Raw genomic sequence first — 23,023 nt, forward strand, 5'->3', positions numbered from 1 at the left:
ATGCGGGATCAGGCGCGGGCGCAGTCTGAGGCTAGAAATCGGGCTCGTGTTCCTCGGCGGCGAAGCCCAGCGTCACCGCGCCCTCGCCCACGTTGACCATGCCGGTGATGCTCATCGGCGCTTCGAGCAGTGACACGCCGGTTTCCTCGCACGCCTGGCGCAGGGCGTCGTAGCCGGGCAGCTTGGCCAGTTCGGCCAGGTTGCCGCCGTAGCTGACGCAGACCACCGGCACCATCAGGCCGGCGCGCACGCGCCGGGTGGCATAGCCGAACAGCATCTCGGCGCCGTGCTCGAAACCGCGCACCTTGCCGACCGGGCCGGTCTCGCCGCGGAAGCAGCGCAGCAGCGGCTTGATGTCCAGCGCCGTGCCGACCACCGCGCTGAACAGGCTGACGCTGCGGTCGCCACGCTTGCGGGTGCGGCTGCGCAGGTGGTGCAGGTCGCGCGGCAGCATGTAACCGTAGGTATGGTTGGCGACCACGCCCAGGCGCTCGCGGATCGCCGGCGGCGCTTCGCCGGCCTGGATCAGCCGCGTCGCCTCGAACACCGCGGGGCCCTCACCGGCGAACACGTTGCGCGTGTCGACCACGCGCATCAGGAACGGGCCCGGCACGCCGGCGCGCTCGCGCACCTCGCGGTAGTTCTTGAGGATCGCGAAACTGGCCTTGAGCACGTGCTCGTGGATCGGGCTGCGCGTGGCGGTGATGGTCAGGCAGAACACGCAGTCCTGCTCCAGCACCAGCTTGTCCAGGAACATCCGCTGTACGTCCTCGACCGAGCACGGTTCGGTCTCGGCCGCGTGGGTGCCGGCCAGCTTCATGTACAGGAAGCGGTCGATCTCCTCCTGGTTGCGGTCGTCCTTGAACACGCTTCCGTCGAGCTTCACGATGATCGGCATCACCGCGATGCCGTGTTGCTCGAGGAACGCCTGCGGAAGGTCGCAGGACGCGTCGATAGCCAGCCCCATCCGCATGTGTCATTCCCCCTGGTCAATGACGCGTTGAACATAACACGCACGTCAATATTGCGACTTGGGTCATGGTGCGCGGTTTCCACTTGGGTTATCGGCTGCTTGCGCGAGCGCTTGAGTGACGATTCGGGGCACGCACCGTAGAATGCGCGCACTCGAATGGCTCCTGCCGGCGTGGCGTCGCCGGCGCGCGCATCGCGATCGCGGTGCGTTTCCCTTCGGATACACCATGAAAGACAAGCAAGCGATCGTCTCCAACTGGCTGCCGCGGTATACCGGCACGCCGCTGGAACAGTTCGGCCAGCACATCCTGCTGACCAATTTCGGCCTGTACGTGGACCTGTTCGCGCAGTGGCATGGCGTGGAAGTGCAGGGCCGTGACCGGCCGATGCCCAACGCCACCGCCGACGGCATCACCCTGATCAACTTCGGCATGGGCAGTCCCAACGCCGCCACGGTGATGGACCTGCTCAGCGCGGTGCAGCCGCATGCGGCGCTGTTCCTGGGCAAGTGCGGCGGCCTCAAGAAAAAGAACCAGCTTGGCGACCTGGTGTTGCCGATCGCCGCGATCCGCGGTGAAGGCACCTCCGGTGACTACCTCCTGCCCGAGGTGCCGGCCCTGCCGGCGTTCCAGCTGCAGCGCGCGGTTTCCACCATGATCCGCGACCTCGGCCACGACTACTGGACCGGGACCGTCTACACCACCAACCGGCGCGTGTGGGAACACGACGAGGCGTTCAAGGACTACCTGCGCCGCACCCGCTGCATGGCGGTGGACATGGAGACGGCGACCATCTTCGCGGCGGGCTTCGCCAACAAGATTCCCTGCGGCGCGCTGCTGCTGGTGTCCGACCAGCCGATGGTCCCCGAGGGCGTCAAGACCGAAGCCAGCGACCGCAGCGTGACCGAGAAGTACGTCGAGGCGCACATCCGCATCGGCATCGAGGCGCTCAAGCTGGTCCGCCGCAACGGGCGCAGCGTCAAGCACCTGCGCTTCGAGGACGAGATGGAAGGCGACTGATGCCTTGAAGCCCTCCCCTTCGGGGGAGAGGCCAGGGGCGCGCAAGAATCTGCGCCGCGGATTGCGTCCGCATCGCGCCGCTTTCACCCGCAGATGACCGCCCGCGCGGCAAGGTGGGGGAGTCCGATCCCCAGCGCGTGTCGGCGTCGACGTTCGTCCGTTCCGCCGATCCTTGCCAGACCCCCACCGCTCTGACAGGCACGCGCTCCCCGCGCGAGGCGAACCCTTGCGCCCGTCCCGCGGCGCCCCGCGCCCGCAAGGAGCCAGCAACCCATGAGCGAAACCGTCGGCGATTTCATCCTGCAGCGCCTCACCGACTGGGGCATCCGGCGCATCTTCGGTTTCCCGGGTGATGGCATCAACGGGATCATGGGCGCGATGGGCCGCGCGGCGGAGCGTTTCGACTACGTGCGCGTGCGCCACGAGGAAATGGCCGCCTTCATGGCCGGCGCGCATGCCAAGTTCACCGGCGAGATCGGCGTGTGCATGGCCACCTCCGGCCCCGGCGCGATCCATCTGCTGAATGGTCTGTACGACGCACAGATGGACCACATGCCGGTGCTGGCGATCGTCGGCCAGTCCGCGCGCAGCGCGATCGGCAGCGACTACCAGCAGGAAGTCGACCTGCAGGTGCTGTTCCAGGACGTCTGCGGCTACGTCGAAACCGTGCTGTCGCCGATGCAGGTGCGCCAGGTGATGGACCGGGCGATTCGCATCGCCGCCGCTCGGCGCACGGTCACCTGCGTGATCGTGCCCAACGACATCCAGGAACTGCCGGCGGTCAGGCATCCGCCGCGCAAGCACAACGACGTCTACACCGGCGTGGGCTACGCCAACCCTTGCCCCGTGCCGGGCGACGAAGACATCAAGCGCGCCGCCGACATCCTCAACGACGGCCGCAAGGTGGCGATCCTGATCGGCGCCGGCGCCATGCATGCGGGCGACCAGGTGGTCGCGGTGGCCAACCGGCTCGATGCCGGCATCGCCAAGGCACTGCTCGGCAAGGCCGCGCTGCCGGACGACCTGCCCTTCGTCACCGGCTCGATCGGCCTGCTCGGCACCAAGCCGAGCTGGGACATGATGAACGATTGCGACACCCTGCTGATGGTCGGCACCACCTTCCCGTACTCCGAGTTCCTGCCCGAGGAAGGCCAGGCACGCGCAGTGCAGATCGACATCGACCCGCGCAACGTGTCGATGCGCTATCCGACCGAAGTGAACCTCATCGGCGACAGCGCGCAGGTGCTCGAACGCCTGCTGCCGCTGCTGCGCCCGAAGGAAAACCCGGACTGGCGCGAGCGCATCGAACTCAACGTGCGCAAGTGGTGGCGCGACCTCGAAGCCAAGGCGATGCAGCCGGCCAACCCGATCAATCCGCAGCGCATCTTCTGGGAGCTCTCGCCGCGCCTGCCCGACAACACCATCATCTGCGGCGACTGCGGCTCGCACACCAACTGGTACGCGCGCGACGTGAAGATCCGCAAGGGCATGATGGCCTCGCTCTCGGGCAAGCTGGCCACCATGGGCAGCGGCATGCCCTATGCGATCGCGGCCAAGTTCGCCTACCCGGAACGCCCGGTGCTGGCGATCGTCGGCGACGGCGCCATGCAAATGAACGGCAACGCCGAGCTGATCACCGTCAAGCAGTACTGGAAGAAGTGGTCCAACCCCTGTTTCGTGGTGATGGTGCTGCACAACGACGACCTCAACCAGGTGACCTGGGAGCAGCGCGCGCTGGGTGGCGACCCGAAGTTCTCCGAATCGCAGGACGTGGAGGAGTTCTCCTACGCCAAATACGCCGAGCTGCTCGGCTTCAAGGCGATCCGCGTCGACCGGCCCGAGGACCTGGCCACCGCGTGGGAGCAGGCCTTCGCCGCCGACCGGCCGGTGCTGCTGGACATCATCAGCGACCCGGACGTGCCGCCGCTGCCGCCGCACATCACCTGGAAGCAGGCCAGGGACTACATGACCGCACTGGCCAAGGGCGATCCGGACGAGGGCGGCATCATCAAGCAGAGCCTGCGCCAGGTGCTCGCCGGCATCCTGCCGAACAATTCACGATGAACGACGCACGGCCCGCGCCTGTCGCGACCGTTCCCGCAACGCGCCGCATCGCCCGCATCGAAGTGGATGCCTATCGCATTCCCACCGATGCGCCGGAGGCCGACGGCACCATCGCCTGGGATGCGACCACCATGGTGCTGGCGCGGGTGTCGGCCGGTGGGCATACCGGCCTTGGCTGGACCTACGCCCATGCCGCGGCGGGTGCGGTGATCGCCGACCCGCTGCGCGACGTGCTGCTGAACCAGGACATCGACGACATTCCCCGCGCGTGGGCCTCGATGAACCGCGCCTTGCGCAACATCGGGCGGCCCGGCGTGGGCCTGATGGCGATCGCCGCCGTCGACGTGGCGCTGTGGGACCTGAAGGCACGCCTGCACGGCACTTCGGTGGTGCGCCTGATGGGCCGTGCGCGCGAGGCGGTGCCGGTGTACGGCAGCGGTGGTTTCACCTCCTATTCGATCGGCCGTCTGCAGGAACAGCTCGCCGGGTGGGCCGGTGAGGGCATGACGCGGGTCAAGATGAAGGTCGGCACGCACCCGGATGACGATCCGTCGCGCGTGCACGCCGCGCGCGAGGCGATCGGCCCGGCGGTCGAACTGATGGTCGATGGCAACGGCGCCTACGAACGCAAACAGGCGCTGGCGCTGGCTAGTGGTTACGCCCGCGACAGCGTGGGCTGGTTCGAGGAGCCAGTGTCCTCCGACGATCTCGAAGGGCTGCGCCTGCTGCGCGACCGCGCGCCAGCCGGCATGGATATCGCCGCCGGCGAGTACGGCTGGGATGCCTGGTACTTCCGCCGCATGCTTCGGGCCGGCGCGGTCGACGTGCTGCAGGTCGACGCTACCCGCTGCGGCGGCTTCACCGGCTTCCTGCAAGCGGCCGCGCTGGCGCGCGGCTTCGGCATCCCGGTCTCGGCGCACTGCGCGCCACACCTGCACGCGCACGTGTGCAGCGCAATCGGGCACCTCAAGCACGTGGAGTATTTCCACGACCACGCACGCATCGAGTCGATGTTCTTCGACGGCCTGCCGGCGCTGCGCGATGGTGCGCTGGTGGTCGATGCGGACGCGCCCGGGCTGGGCCTGACGTTCAAGCAGCGCGACGCGGAGCGTTACCGCATCGCTCCGGAAGGACTCCTGACATGACCGCCAGAACACGCCATGGCCAAACAGGCCGCTCCCTCGAGGTCGGCCGGCCTCCCAGCAGGAGCGCACCGGGTGCGCGACCGCCCGAAGCGGCATGCCCACGGTCGCGCACAGGCTGCGCTCCGACAGGAGAATCAGCGGGTCACTTGCGGGGAGGGGCGACATCATGACCAAGCAGCGGGAGCACGGCTCCGTCCCTTCGTTCCCCCGCAAACCCGACGCTTCCGGCGCCGAGGCGGCCGCATCGTCCACCGATGGCCGCGGCCGCCAGGACAGCCACCGCGATGCCGCGGTACTGCCGCTGGCGCCGCCGCGCGTGCGCCACTCGCACAGCAACCGCTTGGCCTTTTCCAGTGCCGCCGCCGCCGTGCTGGCGCAGGACCTCGCCGCGGCGCTGGAAGGCGAGGTCTGCTTCGACGACGGCAGCCGTGCGCTCTACGCCACCGACGGCTCGATCTATCGCCAGGTGCCGATCGGCGTGGTCAAGCCGCGCCACGCCCGCGACGTGATCGAAACGCTGCGCATCTGCCGCGAACACGACGCGCCGGTGCTCTCGCGCGGCGGCGGCACCAGCCTGGCCGGCCAGTGCTGCAACACCGCGGTGGTGATGGATTTCTCCTACCACCTCAACCAGATCGTCGCGATCGATCCGGAGCAACGTCGTGCGCGCATCGAACCGGGCTGCGTGCTGGACGACCTGCGCGACCAGGCGGAGAAGCACCACCTCACCTTCGGCCCGGATCCGTCGACCCACGCGCACAACACGCTGGGCGGCATGATCGGCAACAACTCCTGCGGCGTGCACTCGGTGATGGCCGGGCGCACTGCCGACAACGTGCACGCGCTGGAGATCGTCACCTACGACGGCCTGCGCATGCGCGTCGGGCCGACCAGCGAAGAGGAGCTGGAACAGATCATCCGCGAGGGCGGGCGGCGCGGCGAGATCTACGCCGGCCTCAAATCCATCCGCGATCGCTACGCCGACCTGGTCCGCGCGCGCTATCCGAAGATCCCGCGCCGCGTCTCCGGCTACAACCTGGACGAATTGCTGCCCGAGAACGGCTTCAACGTGGCGCGGGCGCTGGTCGGCACGGAAGGCACCTGCGTGACCATCCTGGAGGCCGAGGTGCGGCTGGTGCCCAGCCCGCCGGTGCGCTCGCTGCTGGTGCTCGGGTACCCGGACGTTTTCGAGGCCGGCGACCACGTGCCGCAGATCCTCGCCTTCGGCCCGACCGGCCTGGAAGGCATCGACGACGCGCTGATCGCCGACATGAAGCGCAAGGACATGCACCCGAAGGACCGCGCCCTGCTGCCGCCGGGCGGCGGCTGGCTGATGGTCGAGTTCGGCGGCGACTCCAAGGACGAAGCCGACGGCAAGGCCCGCAAGCTGATGCAGACGCTCAAGGCCGAGGACCACCCGCCGAGCATGAAGCTGTTCGACGACCCGGCCGAGGAAGGCATGCTGTGGACGATCCGCGAGTCGGGCCTTGGCGCCACCGCGCGCGTTCCCGGCCAGCCGGACGGCCATCCCGGCTGGGAGGACGCCGCCGTACCGCCGGACAAGGTCGGTCCGTACCTGCGCGACTTCCGCAAGCTGCTGGCCAAGTACACCTACACCTGCGCACTGTACGGCCACTTCGGCGACGGCTGCATCCACTGCCGCATCGCGTTCGACCTGTCCACGCCCGAGGCGGTGGCGCAGTGGCGCGCCTTCATGGACGAGGCCTCCGACCTGGTGTTGTCCTACGGAGGCTCGCTCTCCGGCGAGCATGGCGACGGCCAGGTGCGCGCCTCGTTCCTGCCCAAGATGTTCGGCGACGAGCTGGTCCAGGCCTTCGGCGAGTTCAAGGCGCTGTGGGACCCGCGCGGGCGCATGAACCCCGGCAAGGTGGTCGATCCCAACCCGATGGACGCCGACCTGCGCGATGGTCCGGGCTACCAGCCGCCCAAGCTCAAGACCGCATTCGCCTTTCCGGCCGACGGCATGAGCTTCGCGCAGGCGGCGCGCCGCTGCGTCGGCGTGGGCAATTGCCGCAACAAGCACAAGAACGTGATGTGCCCGAGCTACCGCGCCACCCACGAGGAGAAGTGGAGCACGCGCGGGCGCTCGCACCTGTTGTTCGAGATGCTCGAAGGCGACCCGTTGAAAGACGGCTGGCGCAGCGAGGCGGTGCGTGACGCGCTGGACATGTGCCTGGCCTGCAAGGGCTGCAAGAGCGACTGCCCGGTCAACGTGGACATGGCTACCTACAAGGCCGAGTTCATGCATCACCACTACGAAGGCCGCCTGCGCCCGCGCGCGGCCTATGCGATGGGGCGCATCTTCGACATCGCCCGCGTCGCGTCGCACGTGCCGTGGCTGGCCAACGCGATCCTGCAGACGCCCGGACTCTCGCACCTGGCCAAGGCGATCGGCGGCATCGCCCAGCAACGCACGATGCCGCGGTTCGCCAGCGAGACCTTCCGCGACTGGTTCGCCGCGCGCGAAAAATCCCGCATGCGCGGCCCGGAAGTGCTGCTGTGGCCGGACACGTTCAACAACTACCTGCATCCTGATCCACTCAAGGACGCGGTCGGCGTGCTGGAGGCGGCCGGCTACCGCGTGGTGGTCCCGCAGGCGACGCTGTGCTGCGGGCGTCCGCTGTATGCCGAGGGCATGCTGGACAAGGCCCGCGCGCAGCTGTCGGACATCCTCGATGCGCTCTCGCCGCACATCGACCGCAGCGTGCCGGTGGTCGGGCTCGAGCCCTCCTGCGTCGCGGCGTTCCGCGACGAGCTGCCCAATCTGTTCCCGGGCGACGAACGCGCGCACTGGCTCTCGCGCAACACCTTCCTCTTCAGCGAGTACCTCGACCGTGTCGGCTACGCGCCGCCGCAGCTCAAGCGCAAGGCGCTGGTGCACGCGCACTGCCACCACCACGCGGTGATCGGCACCGATGCGGAGAAGCGGCTGCTCGCCAAGGCAGGGCTGGACTTCGAACTGCTCGATGCCGGCTGTTGCGGCATGGCAGGCTCGTTCGGCTTCGACGCGAAGAAAGTCGACGTCTCCCTCGCGATCGGCGAGCTGGAACTGCTGCCGGCCATCCGCGCGGCCGATCCGGACACGCTGATCATCACCAACGGCTTTTCCTGCCGCCAGCAGATAGGGCAATGCACCGGCCGCACCGCGCTGGACGTGTCGCAGGTGCTGGCGATGGCGCTGGCGCAGGGCACGTCCAACCTCGACCCGATTCCCCGCCGCGAGCGCGAAGCGCCGCTGCCCTCGGCGCGGCCGGAGCCCGGGCGCGGGGGCGAGGGGTGGGGAGGGCACGCAAGGTGAGGGTGGACCCGACGCCCTTCGATCCTGCTCCACCTGGCCGGCCACCACGCAGGAGCGCCAATCCATGCATTACCAACTGATCCACCAGGGCGACACGCGCACCTGGGCCGTCGTGCTCGAGACCGGCGACGAGGCCAACGCCTGCCTGCTCGCCTTTGCCAGGGCGCAGCAGCTGTCGGCCGCGCACCTGACCGCCATCGGCGCCTTCCAGCGCGCGGTGCTGGGCTATTTCGACTGGGACGCCAGGGACTACAAGCGCAACCCCGTCGACGAACAGGTGGAAGTGGTCTCGCTGATCGGCGACGTGGCGCTCAAGGACGACGAACCCCGGCTGCACATGCACGCGGTGCTGGGCCGGTCCGACGCCCGCGCGCTGGGCGGCCACCTGCTGGAGGGCCACGTGCGGCCCACGCTGGAAGTGATCGTCACCGAGGCGCCCGCGCACCTGCGCCGCCGCCACGACCCGGTCTCGGGTCTTGCATTGATCCACCTCGACAAGGAGCTGCCATGACCACGCCAGAACCGATCGGCCAGCGCCGCTGGGCCATCGCCGAGGGCTACATCCCGCCCGGCGGCACGCATGCGGACGATCCGCGTTTCCTGAGCCACGAAACCGCCTGCCTGCTCAACACCAACGCGCAGGACGCGCAGGTGACCCTCACCATCTACTTCAAGGATCGCGACCCGGCCGGTCCCTACCGCGTCACCGTGCCGGCGCGGCGCACGCTGCACCTGCGCTTCAACGACCTGACCGATCCCGAGCCGATCCCGCGCGACACCGATTATTCGAGCGTGATCGAGTCGGACGTGCCGATCGTGGTGCAGCACACGCGGCTGGATTCGCGCCAGGCCGCGCTCGCGCTGCTTTCCACCATCGCCTACAGCTGATCCTGCAGGCACCGAAGGAGCCGCACCATGAAGAAACCCGAAGTCGTCGTCATCACCGGCGCCTCCGCCGGCGTCGGCCGCGCCACCGCCCATCGCTTCGCCCGCGACGGCGCGCGCATCGCCCTGATCGCGCGCGGCAGCGATGGCCTGGAAGTCGCCGCCGAGGAAGTGCGGCGGTTGGGTGGCGAGGCGTTGCCGATCCCGCTGGACGTGTCCGACGCCGACGCGGTCGAGGCCGCGGCCGAGCGCGTCGAGCGGGAGCTCGGCCCGATCGACATCTGGATCAACGATGCCATGGCGACCATCTTCGCGCCGGTCCACCAGATCAGCCCGGCGGAGTTCCGCCGAGCCACCGAGGTCACTTACCTGGGCACCGTGTACGGCACCATGGCGGCGCTCAAGCGCATGCGCGAGCGCGGCCGCGGCACCATCGTGCAGGTGGGGTCGGCGCTGGCGTATCGGGCGATACCGCTGCAGGCGCCCTACTGCGGCGCGAAGTTCGCCATCCGCGGCTTCACCGACGCGCTGCGCGTGGAGCTGATGCACGAGCGGAGCGACATCCACATCACGATGGTGCAGCTGTCCGCCTTCAACACGCCGCAGTTCCAATGGGGCCGCACCAAGCTGCCGCGCCGGCCGCAGCCGGTGCCGCCGATCTTCCAGCCGGAGGTCGCGGCCAGGGGCATCCACTGGGCCGCGCATCACCGGCGGCGCGAGCTCAACGTGGGTTTTCCCGCGGTCAAGGCGATCCTCGGCAACAAGCTGTTCCCGAAGCTGGGCGACCGCCGCCTGGTCAAGCTCGGCTACGCCGGCCAGATGGGCCAGCTGCCGCTGCCGGAAGACCGGCCGGACAACCTTTACGAAGCGGTGCGCGAGGATTACGGCACGCACGGCCGCTTCGATGCCCGCTCCAAGGCGTACAGCCTGCAGTTGTGGGCCACGACGCACCGCGGCCTGCTCGCCGCCGGCGTGCTGGCGGCCGGGGCACTGTTGTGGGCGGGAAGCCGTGGCCCGCGCCGGGCGGGGCATGTGTAGGCCGGTGGGTTCGGCCTACCGCCGAGGTGCGCCAGGGTGGGCCCAGGCCCACCCTGCGCCATCAGTAGCGCGGCACCGAGGAATCGATCTCGCGTGACCACGCATCCATGCCGCCCTCGACGTTGAAGACGTCGGTGAACCCGTGCGCCGCGAAGCGCTCCGCCACGCCGCGGCTGGAGTTGCCGTGGTGGCAGATGAAGGCGATCGCCGTGTCCTTCGGCAGCGCGGCCAAGGCGTCGTAGCCCTCCTCCTCCAGCACACGCGCCTGCGCCAGCGACGGGGCCAGGGCGCGGCCAGCGGCCGGGCGCACGTCGACCAGCAGCACGCTGCCGTCGGCCAGGCGTGCCTTCAGTTCCTGCACGCTGAGCGACTTGATTTCCTGCGCGCCGGGGAACTTCAGGCTCAGGCCTTCGCCCTGCACGGTGGAGACCCAATCGATCACGATGCCCTTGGCGCGCTGCGCGCTGCCCGGGTCGAAATGCACCTCGATGCCGTTGGCGGTCACCACGATGTCGTGGTCGCCGGCCGGCGCCAGCTGGAAGCCGGCGCTGTGGTCGGGGCCGATCTCCAGGTGCAGCGCCAGTCCCTGTGCGTTGGCGATGCCGTTGCGGATGGCCTCGGCCGCCTTGTCGGTGATCGTGATCTCCGGCGGCGTGCGGTCCGGCGGGGTGGCGCCGAACAGCGAATGCAGTTCGCCGCTGGCGTACATCTGGCGGATGATGTCGGCGCCGCCGACCAGCTCGCCCTCGACGTACAGCTGCGGGATCGTCGGCCAGTCCCCGAACACCTTGATGCCCTCACGGATTTCCGGATCGTCCAGCACATTGACCGTGTGGTATTCGGGCAACAGCTCGTTGAGCGTGTTGGTCGCGGCCGCGGAGAAACCGCACATCGGCTGGCGACGGTCGCCCTTCATGAACAGCACCACGCGGTGGTCCTTGAGCAGGGTTTCGATGCGTTCGCGGGTGGCAGGGTCGAGGGACATGGGAAAGCTCCGGCAAAGAGGGCCAATGATACGCCCCGCAGATGGGGGCGGTGCCAGGCGATCCCAATCGCCGCGCTATTTCACCGCAGTGGCGGCGGCCGGCAGGATCGCGTCGGTCCACAGCGTGTACTGCGCGGCGCCGGGGTGCAGACCGTCGTCGGCTACCAGGTCCGGATGTCGGCGCGAGATCGGCGTGATGTCCACCCAGCGCGTGCCCGCGCGGCCGGCCTCGTCGCGGGCGATCGCGTTGTAGACGTCCAGGGCGCGGGCGATCTGCGCCGGGTCGCGATCCTGCTCGCGGGCGAAACGGGTGACGCCCCAGTCGGGAATCGAGACGACCACCACATGCGCGGCCCGGTCGCCCGCCAGTGCGATCGCCCGTCGAAGCAGGCCGCTGAACTGGGAGCGGTACTCACCGGCCGCGCGGCCCCGGTACTGGTTGTTGACGCCGATCAGCAGGGTGACCAGGTCGTAGGGCGGCGTGAACGTGGCCGCGTCCATCGCGGCGGAAAGCTCGTCGGTGGTCCAGCCGGTCACGGCGATGATCTGCGGGTCGTCGATGGCCACGCCACGCGCGCGCAGCTGGTGCACCAGTTGCACGGGCCAGCGGCCGGTCGCGGGAACGGCTTCACCGATGGTGTAGGAATCGCCCAGGGCGAGGTAGTGCAGGGGCATGGCAGCGCTCCGGTGGGTGGTCCTTCGACTCCGGCGCCGGACATCCAGGCTCGGGCCGAAAGGATATGTTGGCCGCCCGGGAAACCGTTCGCGCTGGGCATAGCCCCCAGGGTGAAGTCGAAGCGCTGGCGGCAACCACGCGCCCAAACCCCAGTCCCGCGGGGGAGGGGCCTTGGATCAGGCGATGGCCGACTCGCACGCCTGCTCCTGCGCCATCCGCGAGAGCACCCGCTCGACCCGCACGAACACCTCGGCCAACTGGTCCGGCGGCGGCAGCAGGGTCAGGCGGAAGTGGCGGCTGTGCGGCACGTTGAAGCTGGACCCGGGCACGACCAGCACCGCTTCCTCCTCCAGCAGGCGCAGCGCAAACACGTTGTCGTCGAACCGCGGCAGGCGCTCGGCCCGTACCTGCGGGAACGCATACAACGCGCCCGCGGGAGCGACCAGGTCGAGAAACCCGCTCGATGCCACGCCTTCCAGCACCGCGCGACGTGCCTCGTGCAGGCGCCCGCCGGGGGCGGTGAGCGCGGCGATCGTGGCGCGACCGGTCAGCGCCGGCTCGACCGCCCACTGCGCGGTGACGTTGGCGCACAGGCGCAGCGCGGCCAGCAGCTGCAGCGCATCGCGGTAGGCGCCGGTGCGCGCCGGATCGCCGGACAGGCTCAGCCAGCCGACGCGGTAGCCGCAGGCGCGGTGCACCTTCGACAGCCCGCCGAAGCTCAGGCACGGGTGCGTGCCGGCGACCTCGGCCAGTGGCTGGAAGGGCGCGTCGTCGTAGAGGATCTCGTCGTAGATCTCGTCGGCGAACAGCAGCAGGTCGTGGCGCTGCGCGATTGCCACCAGCTGTTCCAGCAGCGCGCGCGGATACACCGCGCCGGTGGGGTTGTTCGGGTTGATCAACACCAGCGCGCGGGTGCGCGAAGTGATCAGCGACTCGAGTTCTTCCGGATCGGGCAGGTGCGCGTTCTGCGCCAGGCAGCGGTAATAGCGCGGGCTTCCGCCGTTCAGGATGGTCGCCGCGCTCCACAGCGGATAGTCGGGGCTGGGCAGCAGCACCTCGTCGCCCGGCTGCAGCAGCGCGCGCAACGACAGGTCGATCAGCTCGCTGACGCCGTTGCCGACGAAGATGCGCTCCACCGCCACGCCCTGCGCGCCGCGCGCGCGTTGCTGCGCGGCGATTGCCTCGCGCGCCTCTTCCAGCCCCTGTTCGTGGCCGTAGCCCTCGCTGTCGGCCAGGTGTGCGGCGATCGCCTGGCGCAGGTGGCCCGGCGTCTCGAAACCGTAGCGGGCCGGGTTGCCGATGTTGAGCTTGACGATGGCGTGGCCGGCCGACTCCAGTTCGCGGGCGCGGCGGGTAAGCGCGCCGCGGATCTCGTAGCGCACGTCGGCGAGGTGGGGGCTGGGGGTGATCGACGCGGAAAGGGACGGAACCGGCACGGGGTCCTCTGCGGGGCCTTGTAAAGCCGCCGATGCTAGCAGTGCGGGGTGCGCGGCGGACACCGCCTCGGCGAGGCATAATCGGGAACCTATGAGCGATGCCGCGACCATCGAACGCCTGCGCCACATCGGTTGGCGGGGCGACCTGCCACCCGGTGGACACCGCATCGCCCGCGTGGTGGCGCAGCATCGCGCCGGCTACGAACTGCACGACGGCCAGGCACTGTTCGGCGCGCAGCCGGCCGGACATTTCCTCAAGCGCACCCTCGATCCGGCCGACCGCCCCGCGGTAGGCGATTTCGTCGAGGTGGAGGAGGGCCGGCCGCCGCACATTCTCAGCGTGCTGCCACGGCGCAGCGTGCTTTCGCGCGCCGCCGCGGGCGAGCGCTACGAGCGGCAGATCATCGCCACCAACATCGACTACGTGCTGGTGCTCACCGGGCTGGACAACGATTTCAACCCGGCGCGCATCGAGCGCTACCTGTCGCTGATCGAGGATTCCGGCGCGCAACCGGTGGTGCTGCTGAGCAAGCTCGACCTGCAGGCCGATGGCGATGCGCGCCTGGCCGCGCTGCGCGAGCGCCTGCCGGATACCACGCCGATCCACGCCGTCAACGGCAAGGACCCGGCCAGCGCCGAGCTTCTCGCGCGATACCTGGGGCCCGGCGACAGCGCGGTGCTGGTCGGATCGTCCGGCGCCGGCAAGTCCACCCTGACCAACACCCTGCTCGGCACCGAACGCATGGCCACCGGCGCGGTGCGCGAGCACGACAGCCGCGGTCGCCACACCACCACCCACCGCGCGCTGCTGATGCTGCCCACCGGCGGTTGCCTGATCGACACGCCCGGCATGCGCGAACTGAAGCTCACCGGCGAGGAAAACCTCGACCTGTTCGCCGACATCGAGGCGCTGGCCGAAACCTGCCGCTTCGCCGATTGCGGCCACGGCAGCGAGCCCGGCTGCGCGGTGCAATCGGCACTGGACTCGGGCGACCTGACCGCCGAGCGCTGGCGCAATTACCTCAAGCTGCGCGACGAGCGCGAGGAGCAGGCGGCGACGCTGGAGGCGCGCCTGCGCCGCCAGCGCGGCGGGCGTCCGCCGGACCGTCCGCACGGACATCGCGGCCGGCGCGAGCGGGAGTAAGGCGCGGCATGCACGGCAGCTGCGCGAATCCGGGCCGTCCCCGCACCGCGTGTGCGCCGAGGCCGCGATGAACGTCGACGCATCCGCCCGCCGGCACTACGCCGCGCTCGACCAGCGCCTGCTCGCCGCCACCCGCGCCATCAACATCCTGCCCACGGTGAGCTGGCCGGCCTCGCTGGAGCGGCGCATGATCGCTGCCTACGACAAGGGCGATTTCGCGTTGCCGGAGGTGCATTACGTCCGGCCGGACCTGGCCGCGGTGCGCGCCGAGCTGGCGGCGATCGAACGCGAAGCCGAGGTGCTGCTGGTCGGCGACCCGATCGGCGATTTCCTGTGCCGCACCGCCACCTCCTGGCGGGTGGCAGCGGAGATGCTCGAAGCGGTCGGCAGCGCCGGCGTCACCGCCCCGTCGATCGCCCTGTACGGGCGGCCGGGCGATGCGATCCCGGGCAGTGACAAGAGCAACCTGGACGCGGCGCGCTACTTCGTCGAGCTCTCGGACGAGCTTGGCGCTGACCTGCTCTCCGACACGGTGAGCATGAATCTTTCGGCCGAGGAACTGTGCGCTGACCTCAGCCAGGTGCTGGACGGCTTTTTCGGCCCCGGACGCATCGCGGTGGAAGTCGACCCCGAACTCACCGCCAAGGCCGCCGCCGGCGCCACGCGCATCCGCCTGCGCGGCGGCGCCCACTTCAGCGAATACGACCGCCACCAGCTGCTCGCGCACGAGGCGTTCGTGCATTCGCTCACCGCGCTCAACGGCCGCGAGCAGCCCCTGCTCGGCTCGCTGGCGCGCACCTCGCCGCGCGTCACCGCCACGCAGGAAGGGCTGGCAGTGTTCGCCGAGCTGATTTCCGGCGCCATCGACATCGCGCGGCTCAAACGCATCAGCCTGCGCATCCTGGCCATCGACATGGCGCTCAACGGGGCCGACTTCGTCGAGGTCTACAAATATTTCCGCCATTGCGGGCAGGGCACGGCCGACAGTTTCCACTCCGCGCAGCGGGTGTTCCGCGGCGTGCCGCTGACCGGCGGCGCGGTGTTCGCCAAGGACAACGTGTACCTGTCCGGCCTGCTCACCGTGCACACCTTCTTCCGCTGGGCGTTCAAGCAGCAGCGCATGGACCTGCTGCGCTACCTGTTCGCCGGCAAGCTGGCGCTGCACGACGTGATCACCCTGCAGCCGCATTTCGAGGCCGGCACCCTGCTGCCCCCGCGTTGGCTGCCACCGTGGATGCAGCGCGTGCATGGCCTGGCCGGCAAGCTGGCCTTCTCCCTGTTCGTCAACGGCATCCACATGGGGCAGGTGCAGGCGGACGAGCTGAATCTGCGGCTCTGAGCGCCATTGCCGCGCCAGACGGCCTGGCGTGGCTCCTGCAGGCGCCGGAAGGCTCGCAGGCGACCTGCCTGCTACCATGTGAGACCGCTTCCCCTCGCAGAAAAAAGCCGCCACCCATGGCCCATCCCGACGACCTGCGCCACGCCGCGCTCGAGTACCACCGCCATCCCCGCCCAGGCAAGATCAAGGTCACCGCGACCAAGGCGATGGTGACGCAGCGCGACCTGGCGCTGGCCTACTCGCCCGGCGTGGCCTACGCCTGCGAGGCGATCGTCGAGGACCCGCAGGCGGCCAGCCAGATGACCGCGCGCGGGAACCTGGTCGCGGTGATCACCAACGGCACCGCGGTGCTCGGCCTGGGCGACATCGGTCCGCTGGCCGGCAAGCCGGTGATGGAAGGCAAGGGCGTGCTGTTCCAGAAGTTCGCCGGCATCGACGTGTTCGACATCGAGTTGAACGAGCGCGACCCCGACAAGCTGGTCGACATCATCGCCGCGATGGAACCGACCTTCGGCGGCATCAACCTCGAAGACATCAAGGCGCCGGAGTGCTTCATCGTCGAGCGCAAGCTGCGTGAGCGGATGAACATCCCGGTGTTCCACGACGACCAGCACGGCACCGCGATCATCGTTGGCGCTGCCGTGCTCAATGCGCTGGAAGTGGTCGGCAAGAGGATCGAGGACGTCAAACTCGCCACCACGGGCGCCGGCGCGGCTGGCATCGCCTGCCTGGACATGCTGGTGGCGCTCGGCGTGAAGCCGCAGAACATTCTGGCGTTCGATCGCGAGGGCGTGATCCATACCGGGCGCCCGGGCCTGGATCCGGACAAGGCACGCTACGCGCGCGATACCGACAAACGCTCGCTGGCCGACATCGTGGCGGGCGCGGACGTGTTCCTGGGCCTCTCCGCCGGCGGCATCCTCAAGCCGGAAATGGTCGCGACCATGGCCGAGCGCCCGGTGATCCTCGCGCTCGCCAATCCCAACCCCGAAATCCTGCCCGAAGACGCCAAGCGCGTGCGGCCGGACTGCATCATCGCTACCGGCCGCTCGGATTACCCGAACCAGGTCAACAACGCGTTGTGCTTCCCGTACATCTTCCGCGGCGCGCTGGACGTGGGCGCCACCGGGATCAACGAGGCGATGAAGCTCGCCTGCGTGCGCGCGATCGCCGCCCTGGCGCGGATGGAGGCTTCGGATCTTGCCGGCGCCTACGGCGGCGAGGTGCCCTCGTTCGGCGCCGAATACCTGATCCCGCGTCCGTTCGACCCGCGCCTGCTGGTGATGCTGGCGCCGGCGGTGGCGCAGGCGGCGATGGATTCGGGTGTCGCCGCGCGACCGATCGAGGACATGGACGCCTACCGCGAGAAGCTCGGCCAGTTCATCTACCGCACCAGCCTGCTGATGAAGCCGGTGTACGAGCGCGCCCGCACGGACCTCAAGCGCGTGGTCTATGCCGAGGGCGAGGAAGAAACCGTGTTGCGCGCCGTGCAGACGGTGATCGACGAGAAGCTCGCCTTCCCGATCCTGATCGGCCGGCCGGACGTGATTGCCCAGCGCATCGAGCGGCTCGGCCTGCGCATTCGCGAGGGCGTGGATTTCGAGCTCACCAACATCAACGACGACCCGCGCTTCAACGACTACTGGCAGCAGTACCACGCGCTGACCGAGCGGCGCGGTGTCACCCCCGCGGCCGCCAAGAACCTGCTGCGCTCGCGGCCCACGCTGATCGCCGCGCTGATGGTCGAGCGTGGCGAGGCCGACGCGATGATCTGCGGCCTGGTCGGTCGCTACCACAAGAAGCTCGGCTACCTGCGCAGCGTGTTCGGCCTGGACCCGAACGTGCAGTGCACCTCGGCGATGAGCGGCGTGATCAACGACCTGGGCGCCTGGTTCTTCGTCGATACCCACGTGCAGGTCGACCCCACCGCCGAGCAGATCGCCGAGGCCACGCTGCAGGCGAGCTATCGCCTCAAGCTGTTCGGCATCGCGCCGAAGGTGGCGCTGCTCTCGCACTCCAATTTCGGCAGCCACGACAACCCCAGCGCCGCCAAGATGCGCAAGGCCTACCAGCTGATCCGCGAGCATGCGCCGCGGCTGGAGATCGATGGCGAGATGCAGGCCGACACCGCCTGGGATGAGGCGCTGCGCCAGCGCATCTTCCCCAACAGCACGCTCACCGGTCGCGCGAACCTGTTCGTGCTGCCCAACCTCGACGCAGCCAACATCGTCTACAACATGGTCAAGGTGATGACTGGTGGCGTGGCGATCGGCCCGATCCTGATGGGCGTGGACAAGAGCGCGCACATCCTCACCCCGGCCTCGACCGTGCGCCGTGTGGTCAACATGACGGCGCTCGCGGCAGTGGACGCGCAGCTGCGCGGTTCGGGCCGCACGACCGGCGCGGAAGCCTGGCGGAGCATGCGCTAACGCAACGGCGGCCGGTACGGCGTATGCTGCGCTCGCGCGCCGGTTCCCGGGGCGGACGCGGGGGCGTCCGCCCGTCATCCAGAGGACAGGACGAGCGCGCGCAGGGATCCGGAGGCATGACGGCAGGATGGCGCATCTGCGCCCAGCGTTGTCTGGGTGCAGGCCTTTGCGCAGATACCAGGCCGTCCGGCAACTGAACGGCGGATACCCGGCCATGGAGCGGCTTCGGAAACGCAAGGCATCCTTGGGGTCGGGTGACTCATGTCTGAAACCGCACTTTCCGCCAGCATCCTGCTGCTCTGCTACCGGGATGCGCCCTACATCCGTGCTGCGCTGGAATCGGCGCTGGCGCAGACGGTGCCGTGCGAGATCATCGTATCCAACGACTGCTCGGACGACGGCACCTTCGAGCTGGCGCAGGAGATGGTCGCCAACTACCGTGGCCCGCACCGCGTCAGCGTGCGCCGCAACGAACACAACCTGGGCGTGGCCGCGCACGTCAATGCCGCGGTGCCGCTGACCCATGGCGACATCGTGGTGATGATGGCGGGCGACGACATCTCCTACCCGCACCGCGTGGCGACGATCCTGGATGCATTCCGGCGCCGGCCGCGGGCGACCGTGCTGGGCAGCGACTTCGACGGCATCGACGAGAACGGCCACGCGCGCGAGGTGTCGTTCCGGCAGCGGCCGGAAGTGTTCGGGCTGGACTACTACGTGAGCATCGGACGGCTGATCGGCCTGCTGGGCGCGGCCATGGCGTTCCGGCGCGAGGTGTTCGAACGCTTCGGCCCGCTGCTGGGACCGATCGAGGACAATGCGCTCAGCCTGCGCGGCGCGCTGCTTGGCGAATGCATGAACCTGCGCCAGCCGCTCATCCAGTACCGCCAGCACGCCAACAGCGTCAGCGCCGGCGTGTTCGCCCGGCACGAACCGCCGATGCTGCGCATGCAGCGCCGCTACGAACGCACCATCCACTTCTACCGCGGCACCGCCGACGACCTGGAACATTGCCTGGCGCAGATGCCGGAACTGCCGCCGCGCCGGCGCGGACTGGCGCGGGACATCGTCGCGATGTACCGGATCGAGGCCGATGCACGCGAGGCACTGCTGCACAAGGCCCGCCACCACTGGCTCAAGCCGATCGGCCGTGGCCTGATGCACCTGGGCCTGCGCCGCAAGAGTGCCGAGCGCGCGCTCAAACTGTTCGTGCCTCGGCGCTGGTTCGGCCTGTACGGCCGCTAGCCCGCCGGTTCCCAAGAGCCCCTGTGCGCGACCGCGGCCTGCGGCCGGGCCGTCGCCGCGCGCGCGACATCGAGCGGCGAAAGGGTGCGCTCCTGCGGTATGCCGGTCTCATGTGGCACCCCCGCACCCCGAAAGCTAGAATCGGGGGCTCCCCACACGTCGAATACATCAGGCGCCCAGCGCGCCGCGGAGAAGCTTCATGGATCAGTTCGATGACATCCTGAACCAGGATATCGACCCCACCGAAACCCGCGAGTGGGTCGAATCGCTCAATGCGGTCATCCAGCACGACGGCACCGAGCGCGCGCATTACCTGCTCGAGCGCATGGTCGATTCCACGCGGCGCTCCGGCGGCTACCTGCCGTTCGATCCGACCACCGAGTACGTCAACACCGTCGCGGCCAGCCAGGAGGCCAAGAGCCCCGGCGACGCGGCGATGGAATGGCGCATCCGCTCGCTGATCCGCTGGAACGCGATGGCGATGGTGGTGCGCGCCAACCGCAAGCCCGGCGAGCTCGGCGGCCACATCGCGAGCTTCGCGTCCTCCGCCACGCTCTACGACGTGGGCTTCAACCATTTCTGGCGCGCTCCGAGCGCCGAGCACCCCGGTGACCTCGTGTTCCACCAGGGCCACTCGAGCCCGGGCGTGTACGCCCGCTCGTACCTGGAAGGGCGCATCGGCGAGGAGCAGCTGGACCTGTTCCGCATGGAGGTGGTGGGCAAGGGCCGTGGCCTGTCCTCCTACCCGCATCCGTGGCTGATGCCCGACTACTGGCAGGTGCCGACGGTGTCGATGGGCTTAGGTCCCATCCAGGCGATCTACCAGGCGCAGTTCTGGAAGTACCTCGAGCACCGCGGCCTGATCCCGAAGACCGACCGCAAGATCTGGTGCTTCATGGGCGACGGCGAGTGCGACGAGCCGGAGTCGCTCGGCGCCATCTCGCTGGCCGGCCGCGAGGGCCTGGACAACCTGGTGTTCGTGATCAACTGCAACCTGCAGCGCCTGGACGGTCCGGTGCGCGGCAACGGCAAGATCATCCAGGAACTGGAAGGCGTCTTCCGCGGCGCCGGCTGGAACGCGATCAAGGTGATCTGGGGTTCCTACTGGGATCCGCTCCTGGCGCGCGACAACGACGGCGTGCTGCGCAAGCTGATGATGGAAACGCTCGACGGCGAATACCAGGCCTGCAAGGCCTTCGGTGGCGCCTACACGCGCGAGCATTTCTTCGGCAAGTACCCGCAGACCCGCGAGATGGTCGCCAACCTGTCCGACGACGACATCTGGCGCCTGAACCGTGGCGGCCATGATCCGCACAAGGTCTACGCCGCCTACCACGCGGCGGTGAACACCAAGGGCATGCCGACGGTGATCCTGGCCAAGACGGTCAAGGGCTACGGCATGGGCCTGGGCTCGGGCGAATCGCAGAATCCGACCCACCAGCAGAAGAAGCTCGATACCGATTCGATCCGGACGTTCCGCGACCGCTTCAACATCCCGGTGCCGGACGACAAGCTGGACGAAGTGCCGTACTACCACCCGGGCAAGGATTCGCCGGAAGTCGAATACATGCTCGAGCGCCGCCGCGCGCTGGGCGGCTTCCTGCCGCAGCGCCGCCGCAAGACCGACGTGGCGCTGAAGGCGCCCGAACTGTCCGCGTTCGAGCAGATCACCAAGGGCACCGGCGAGCGCGAGATCTCCACCACCATGGCGCTGGTGCGCGGCATGAACCTCTTGCTGCGCGACAAGGCGATCGGCCCGCGCGTGGTGCCGATCGTGGCCGACGAGGCGCGCACCTTCGGCATGGAAGGCATGTTCCGGCAGATCGGCATCTACGCGCCGTTCGGCCAGAAGTACCGCCCGCAGGATGCGGACCAGCTGCTGTACTACCGCGAGGACCAGAAGGGCCAGGTGCTGCAGGAAGGCATCAGCGAGGCCGGCGGCATGGCCGCCTGGATGGCCGCGGCGTCGAGCTACTCGATCAGCAACCAGCCGATGCTGCCGTTCTTCATCTACTACTCGATGTTCGGCTTCCAGCGCATCGGCGACCTGGCCTGGGCCGCCGGCGACATGCGCGCGCGCGGCTTCCTGATCGGCGGCACCTCCGGCCGCACCACGTTGAACGGCGAAGGCCTGCAACACGAGGACGGCCAGTCGCACCTGATGTCCGGCGTGATCCCCAACGTGAAGTCGTACGACCCGACCTTCTCCTACGAGGTCGCGGTGATCCTGCAGGACGGCACCCGCCGCATGCTGCAGGAGCAGGAGGACGTGTACTACTACATCACCGTGATGAACGAGAACTACGAGCACCCGGATCTGCCCAAGGGTTGCGAGGAGGGCATCATCAAGGGCATGTACCTGTTCCGCGATTCGGGTACGGCCAACAGCGGCAAGGGCAAGTCCAAGACCAAGGCGCCGTGCGTGCAGCTGCTCGGCTCGGGCACCATCCTGCGCGAAGTGATCGCGGCGGCCGAGTTGCTGCAGAAGGACTTCGGCGTGGCCGCCGACATCTGGTCCTGCCCCAGCTTCGCCGAGCTGCGCCGCGACGGTTTCGATGCCGAGCGCTGGAACCGCCTGCACCCGGAAGCCGAGCAGCGCCTGCCGTACGTCACCCAACTGCTGCAGGGCCGCTCGGGCCCGGCCATCGCGGCGACCGACTACGTGCGCGAGTACGCCGACCAGATCCGCGCCTTCATGCCCGACGGCATGCGCTACACCGTGCTGGGCACCGATGGCTACGGCCGCTCGGACACGCGCGAGCACCTGCGTGACTTCTTCGAGGTCGACCGCTACTGGATCGCCCACGCCGCGCTGGCCGCGCTGGCGAAGGACGGCCTGATCAATGCCAAGGACGTGGCGCGCGCGATCAAGGAGTACAAGCTCGACCCGGACAAGCCGAACCCGCAGACGGTCTGACCGCCCGCCTCATAGCTCCCTCTCCCCGCCGGGGAGAGGGTCGGGCCATTGCGCTGTTCGACGTCCTCCCCGGGAAGGGCTGAAGGCCACCCACGGACACCTTACGCAAACGTCGATGTGATCGGTTGTACCTCCCCGGTGGATCGCACTGCGGGTGACCCTCACTTGCCCCAGCTCCCGAGCGCCCGCGGTAAAGCGGCGGCAGCTCCTCTGAGAGCAAGGGACCCACTCGACAAGGCGAGGCGGCACCTAGCTCTTTACTCGGTCCGTGCCCAGCGAGGCCATTTCTTTTGGTTACTTTTCTTTGGGCCAGCAAAGAAAAGTAACCCGAGCGCCGTCAGGCGATCGGAAGCCCGCCGCAGGCGAGCCCAAGTCGCAGGAGGCTATGCAAGCATGGGCAAGTACTGCTT

16 protein-coding genes are annotated in these 23,023 nt (G+C 68.9%); 12 read left to right on the forward strand and 4 right to left on the reverse strand.

The genetic code is table 11. The features are described 5' to 3' along the window. Window positions 1-31: 31 nt before the first annotated feature. Entirely contained in the window at window positions 32-973 is a 942-nt protein-coding gene (locus ACFWZ1_RS01765) for a DegV family protein (RefSeq protein WP_439665235.1), read from the reverse strand. A 226-nt stretch (window positions 974-1,199) separates the two neighbouring features. Between ACFWZ1_RS01765 and ACFWZ1_RS01770 the strand changes: the two genes are divergently transcribed. The 7 genes from ACFWZ1_RS01770 to ACFWZ1_RS01800 all read left to right on the forward strand — a co-directional run bounded on the left by ACFWZ1_RS01770 (window position 1,200) and on the right by ACFWZ1_RS01800 (window position 10,442). Next, window positions 1,200-1,991: an AMP nucleosidase gene (locus ACFWZ1_RS01770; protein WP_231323102.1), complete on the forward strand. Its 792-nt coding sequence runs from the start codon at window positions 1,200-1,202 to the stop codon at window positions 1,989-1,991. A 273-nt stretch (window positions 1,992-2,264) separates the two neighbouring features. Further along, window positions 2,265-4,055 carry a thiamine pyrophosphate-requiring protein gene (locus ACFWZ1_RS01775; RefSeq protein WP_439665236.1) on the forward strand — a complete coding sequence of 597 codons (1,791 nt, stop codon included), beginning with the start codon at window positions 2,265-2,267 and terminating at the stop codon, window positions 4,053-4,055. Beyond that, window positions 4,052-5,200: an enolase C-terminal domain-like protein gene (locus tag ACFWZ1_RS01780; protein WP_439665237.1), complete on the forward strand. Its 1,149-nt coding sequence runs from the start codon at window positions 4,052-4,054 to the stop codon at window positions 5,198-5,200. The genes ACFWZ1_RS01775 and ACFWZ1_RS01780 overlap by 4 nt, the downstream gene beginning before the upstream one ends. A 166-nt stretch (window positions 5,201-5,366) precedes the next feature. After that, on the forward strand, window positions 5,367-8,519 hold the full coding sequence (locus tag ACFWZ1_RS01785; RefSeq protein WP_439665238.1) for an FAD-binding and (Fe-S)-binding domain-containing protein: 3,153 nt from the start codon (window positions 5,367-5,369) through the stop codon (window positions 8,517-8,519). Between the two features lie 64 nt (window positions 8,520-8,583). After that, complete coding sequence (locus ACFWZ1_RS01790) at window positions 8,584-9,030, forward strand: PPC domain-containing DNA-binding protein (protein ID WP_231323110.1); 447 nt, start codon at window positions 8,584-8,586, stop codon at window positions 9,028-9,030. Then, window positions 9,027-9,407, forward strand: a complete 381-nt coding sequence (locus ACFWZ1_RS01795) for a sensory rhodopsin transducer (RefSeq protein WP_231323112.1) — start codon at window positions 9,027-9,029, stop codon at window positions 9,405-9,407. The genes ACFWZ1_RS01790 and ACFWZ1_RS01795 overlap by 4 nt, the downstream gene beginning before the upstream one ends. Window positions 9,408-9,434: 27 nt before the next feature. Beyond that, window positions 9,435-10,442: an SDR family oxidoreductase gene (locus tag ACFWZ1_RS01800; RefSeq protein ID WP_439665239.1), complete on the forward strand. Its 1,008-nt coding sequence runs from the start codon at window positions 9,435-9,437 to the stop codon at window positions 10,440-10,442. 61 nt (window positions 10,443-10,503) lie between these two features. Here the strand turns inward: ACFWZ1_RS01800 and grxD are convergent, their stop codons facing one another. The 3 genes from grxD to ACFWZ1_RS01815 form a co-directional block, all read right to left on the reverse strand. Then, the gene (gene grxD / locus ACFWZ1_RS01805) at window positions 10,504-11,427 is read right to left on the reverse strand and encodes a Grx4 family monothiol glutaredoxin (protein ID WP_439665240.1); all 924 of its coding nucleotides are present in this window, start codon (window positions 11,425-11,427) and stop codon (window positions 10,504-10,506) included. Window positions 11,428-11,502: 75 nt separating this feature from the next. Further along, window positions 11,503-12,102, reverse strand: a complete 600-nt coding sequence (locus tag ACFWZ1_RS01810; RefSeq protein WP_439665241.1) for an SGNH/GDSL hydrolase family protein — start codon at window positions 12,100-12,102, stop codon at window positions 11,503-11,505. 177 nt (window positions 12,103-12,279) lie between these two features. Next, on the reverse strand, window positions 12,280-13,539 hold the full coding sequence (locus tag ACFWZ1_RS01815) for an aminotransferase class I/II-fold pyridoxal phosphate-dependent enzyme (RefSeq protein WP_439665242.1): 1,260 nt from the start codon (window positions 13,537-13,539) through the stop codon (window positions 12,280-12,282). A gap of 91 nt (window positions 13,540-13,630) precedes the next feature. Between ACFWZ1_RS01815 and rsgA the strand changes: the two genes are divergently transcribed. From rsgA to aceE, 5 genes are all read left to right on the forward strand, one after another. Further along, window positions 13,631-14,683 (forward strand): ribosome small subunit-dependent GTPase A, encoded by a 1,053-nt coding sequence (gene rsgA / locus ACFWZ1_RS01820; protein ID WP_439665243.1) that lies wholly within the window; start codon window positions 13,631-13,633, stop codon window positions 14,681-14,683. Window positions 14,684-14,750: 67 nt separating this feature from the next. Further along, the gene (locus ACFWZ1_RS01825; protein WP_231323124.1) at window positions 14,751-16,022 is read left to right on the forward strand and encodes a flavohemoglobin expression-modulating QEGLA motif protein; all 1,272 of its coding nucleotides are present in this window, start codon (window positions 14,751-14,753) and stop codon (window positions 16,020-16,022) included. A 116-nt stretch (window positions 16,023-16,138) separates the two neighbouring features. Beyond that, the gene (locus tag ACFWZ1_RS01830; RefSeq protein WP_231323126.1) at window positions 16,139-18,451 is read left to right on the forward strand and encodes an NADP-dependent malic enzyme; all 2,313 of its coding nucleotides are present in this window, start codon (window positions 16,139-16,141) and stop codon (window positions 18,449-18,451) included. 261 nt (window positions 18,452-18,712) lie between these two features. Next, complete coding sequence (locus ACFWZ1_RS01835) at window positions 18,713-19,696, forward strand: glycosyltransferase (RefSeq protein ID WP_231323128.1); 984 nt, start codon at window positions 18,713-18,715, stop codon at window positions 19,694-19,696. A 199-nt stretch (window positions 19,697-19,895) separates the two neighbouring features. Beyond that, a complete protein-coding gene (gene aceE, locus ACFWZ1_RS01840) occupies window positions 19,896-22,613 on the forward strand; it encodes a pyruvate dehydrogenase (acetyl-transferring), homodimeric type (protein WP_439665244.1) in 2,718 nt (905 codons plus the stop codon). The last annotated feature ends 410 nt before the right edge of the window (window positions 22,614-23,023 follow it).

The sequence above is a fragment of the Frateuria sp. GZRe14 genome, from assembly GCF_051900395.1.
Taxonomy (GTDB): domain Bacteria; phylum Pseudomonadota; class Gammaproteobacteria; order Xanthomonadales; family Rhodanobacteraceae; genus Frateuria_A; species Frateuria_A edaphi.

What these genes read in the sequence shown, in the direction of transcription:
- ACFWZ1_RS01765 (WP_439665235.1), bottom strand. Translation starts at nt 973, where the DNA reads ATGCGGATGGGGCTGGCTATCGACGCGTCCTGCGACCTTCCGCAGGCG.
- ACFWZ1_RS01770 (WP_231323102.1), top strand. Translation starts at nt 1,200, where the DNA reads ATGAAAGACAAGCAAGCGATCGTCTCCAACTGGCTGCCGCGGTATACC.
- ACFWZ1_RS01775 (WP_439665236.1), top strand. Translation starts at nt 2,265, where the DNA reads ATGAGCGAAACCGTCGGCGATTTCATCCTGCAGCGCCTCACCGACTGG.
- ACFWZ1_RS01780 (WP_439665237.1), top strand. Translation starts at nt 4,052, where the DNA reads ATGAACGACGCACGGCCCGCGCCTGTCGCGACCGTTCCCGCAACGCGC.
- ACFWZ1_RS01785 (WP_439665238.1), top strand. Translation starts at nt 5,367, where the DNA reads ATGACCAAGCAGCGGGAGCACGGCTCCGTCCCTTCGTTCCCCCGCAAA.
- ACFWZ1_RS01790 (WP_231323110.1), top strand. Translation starts at nt 8,584, where the DNA reads ATGCATTACCAACTGATCCACCAGGGCGACACGCGCACCTGGGCCGTC.
- ACFWZ1_RS01795 (WP_231323112.1), top strand. Translation starts at nt 9,027, where the DNA reads ATGACCACGCCAGAACCGATCGGCCAGCGCCGCTGGGCCATCGCCGAG.
- ACFWZ1_RS01800 (WP_439665239.1), top strand. Translation starts at nt 9,435, where the DNA reads ATGAAGAAACCCGAAGTCGTCGTCATCACCGGCGCCTCCGCCGGCGTC.
- grxD (WP_439665240.1), bottom strand. Translation starts at nt 11,427, where the DNA reads ATGTCCCTCGACCCTGCCACCCGCGAACGCATCGAAACCCTGCTCAAG.
- ACFWZ1_RS01810 (WP_439665241.1), bottom strand. Translation starts at nt 12,102, where the DNA reads ATGCCCCTGCACTACCTCGCCCTGGGCGATTCCTACACCATCGGTGAA.
- rsgA (WP_439665243.1), top strand. Translation starts at nt 13,631, where the DNA reads ATGAGCGATGCCGCGACCATCGAACGCCTGCGCCACATCGGTTGGCGG.
- ACFWZ1_RS01825 (WP_231323124.1), top strand. Translation starts at nt 14,751, where the DNA reads ATGAACGTCGACGCATCCGCCCGCCGGCACTACGCCGCGCTCGACCAG.
- ACFWZ1_RS01830 (WP_231323126.1), top strand. Translation starts at nt 16,139, where the DNA reads ATGGCCCATCCCGACGACCTGCGCCACGCCGCGCTCGAGTACCACCGC.
- ACFWZ1_RS01835 (WP_231323128.1), top strand. Translation starts at nt 18,713, where the DNA reads ATGTCTGAAACCGCACTTTCCGCCAGCATCCTGCTGCTCTGCTACCGG.
- aceE (WP_439665244.1), top strand. Translation starts at nt 19,896, where the DNA reads ATGGATCAGTTCGATGACATCCTGAACCAGGATATCGACCCCACCGAA.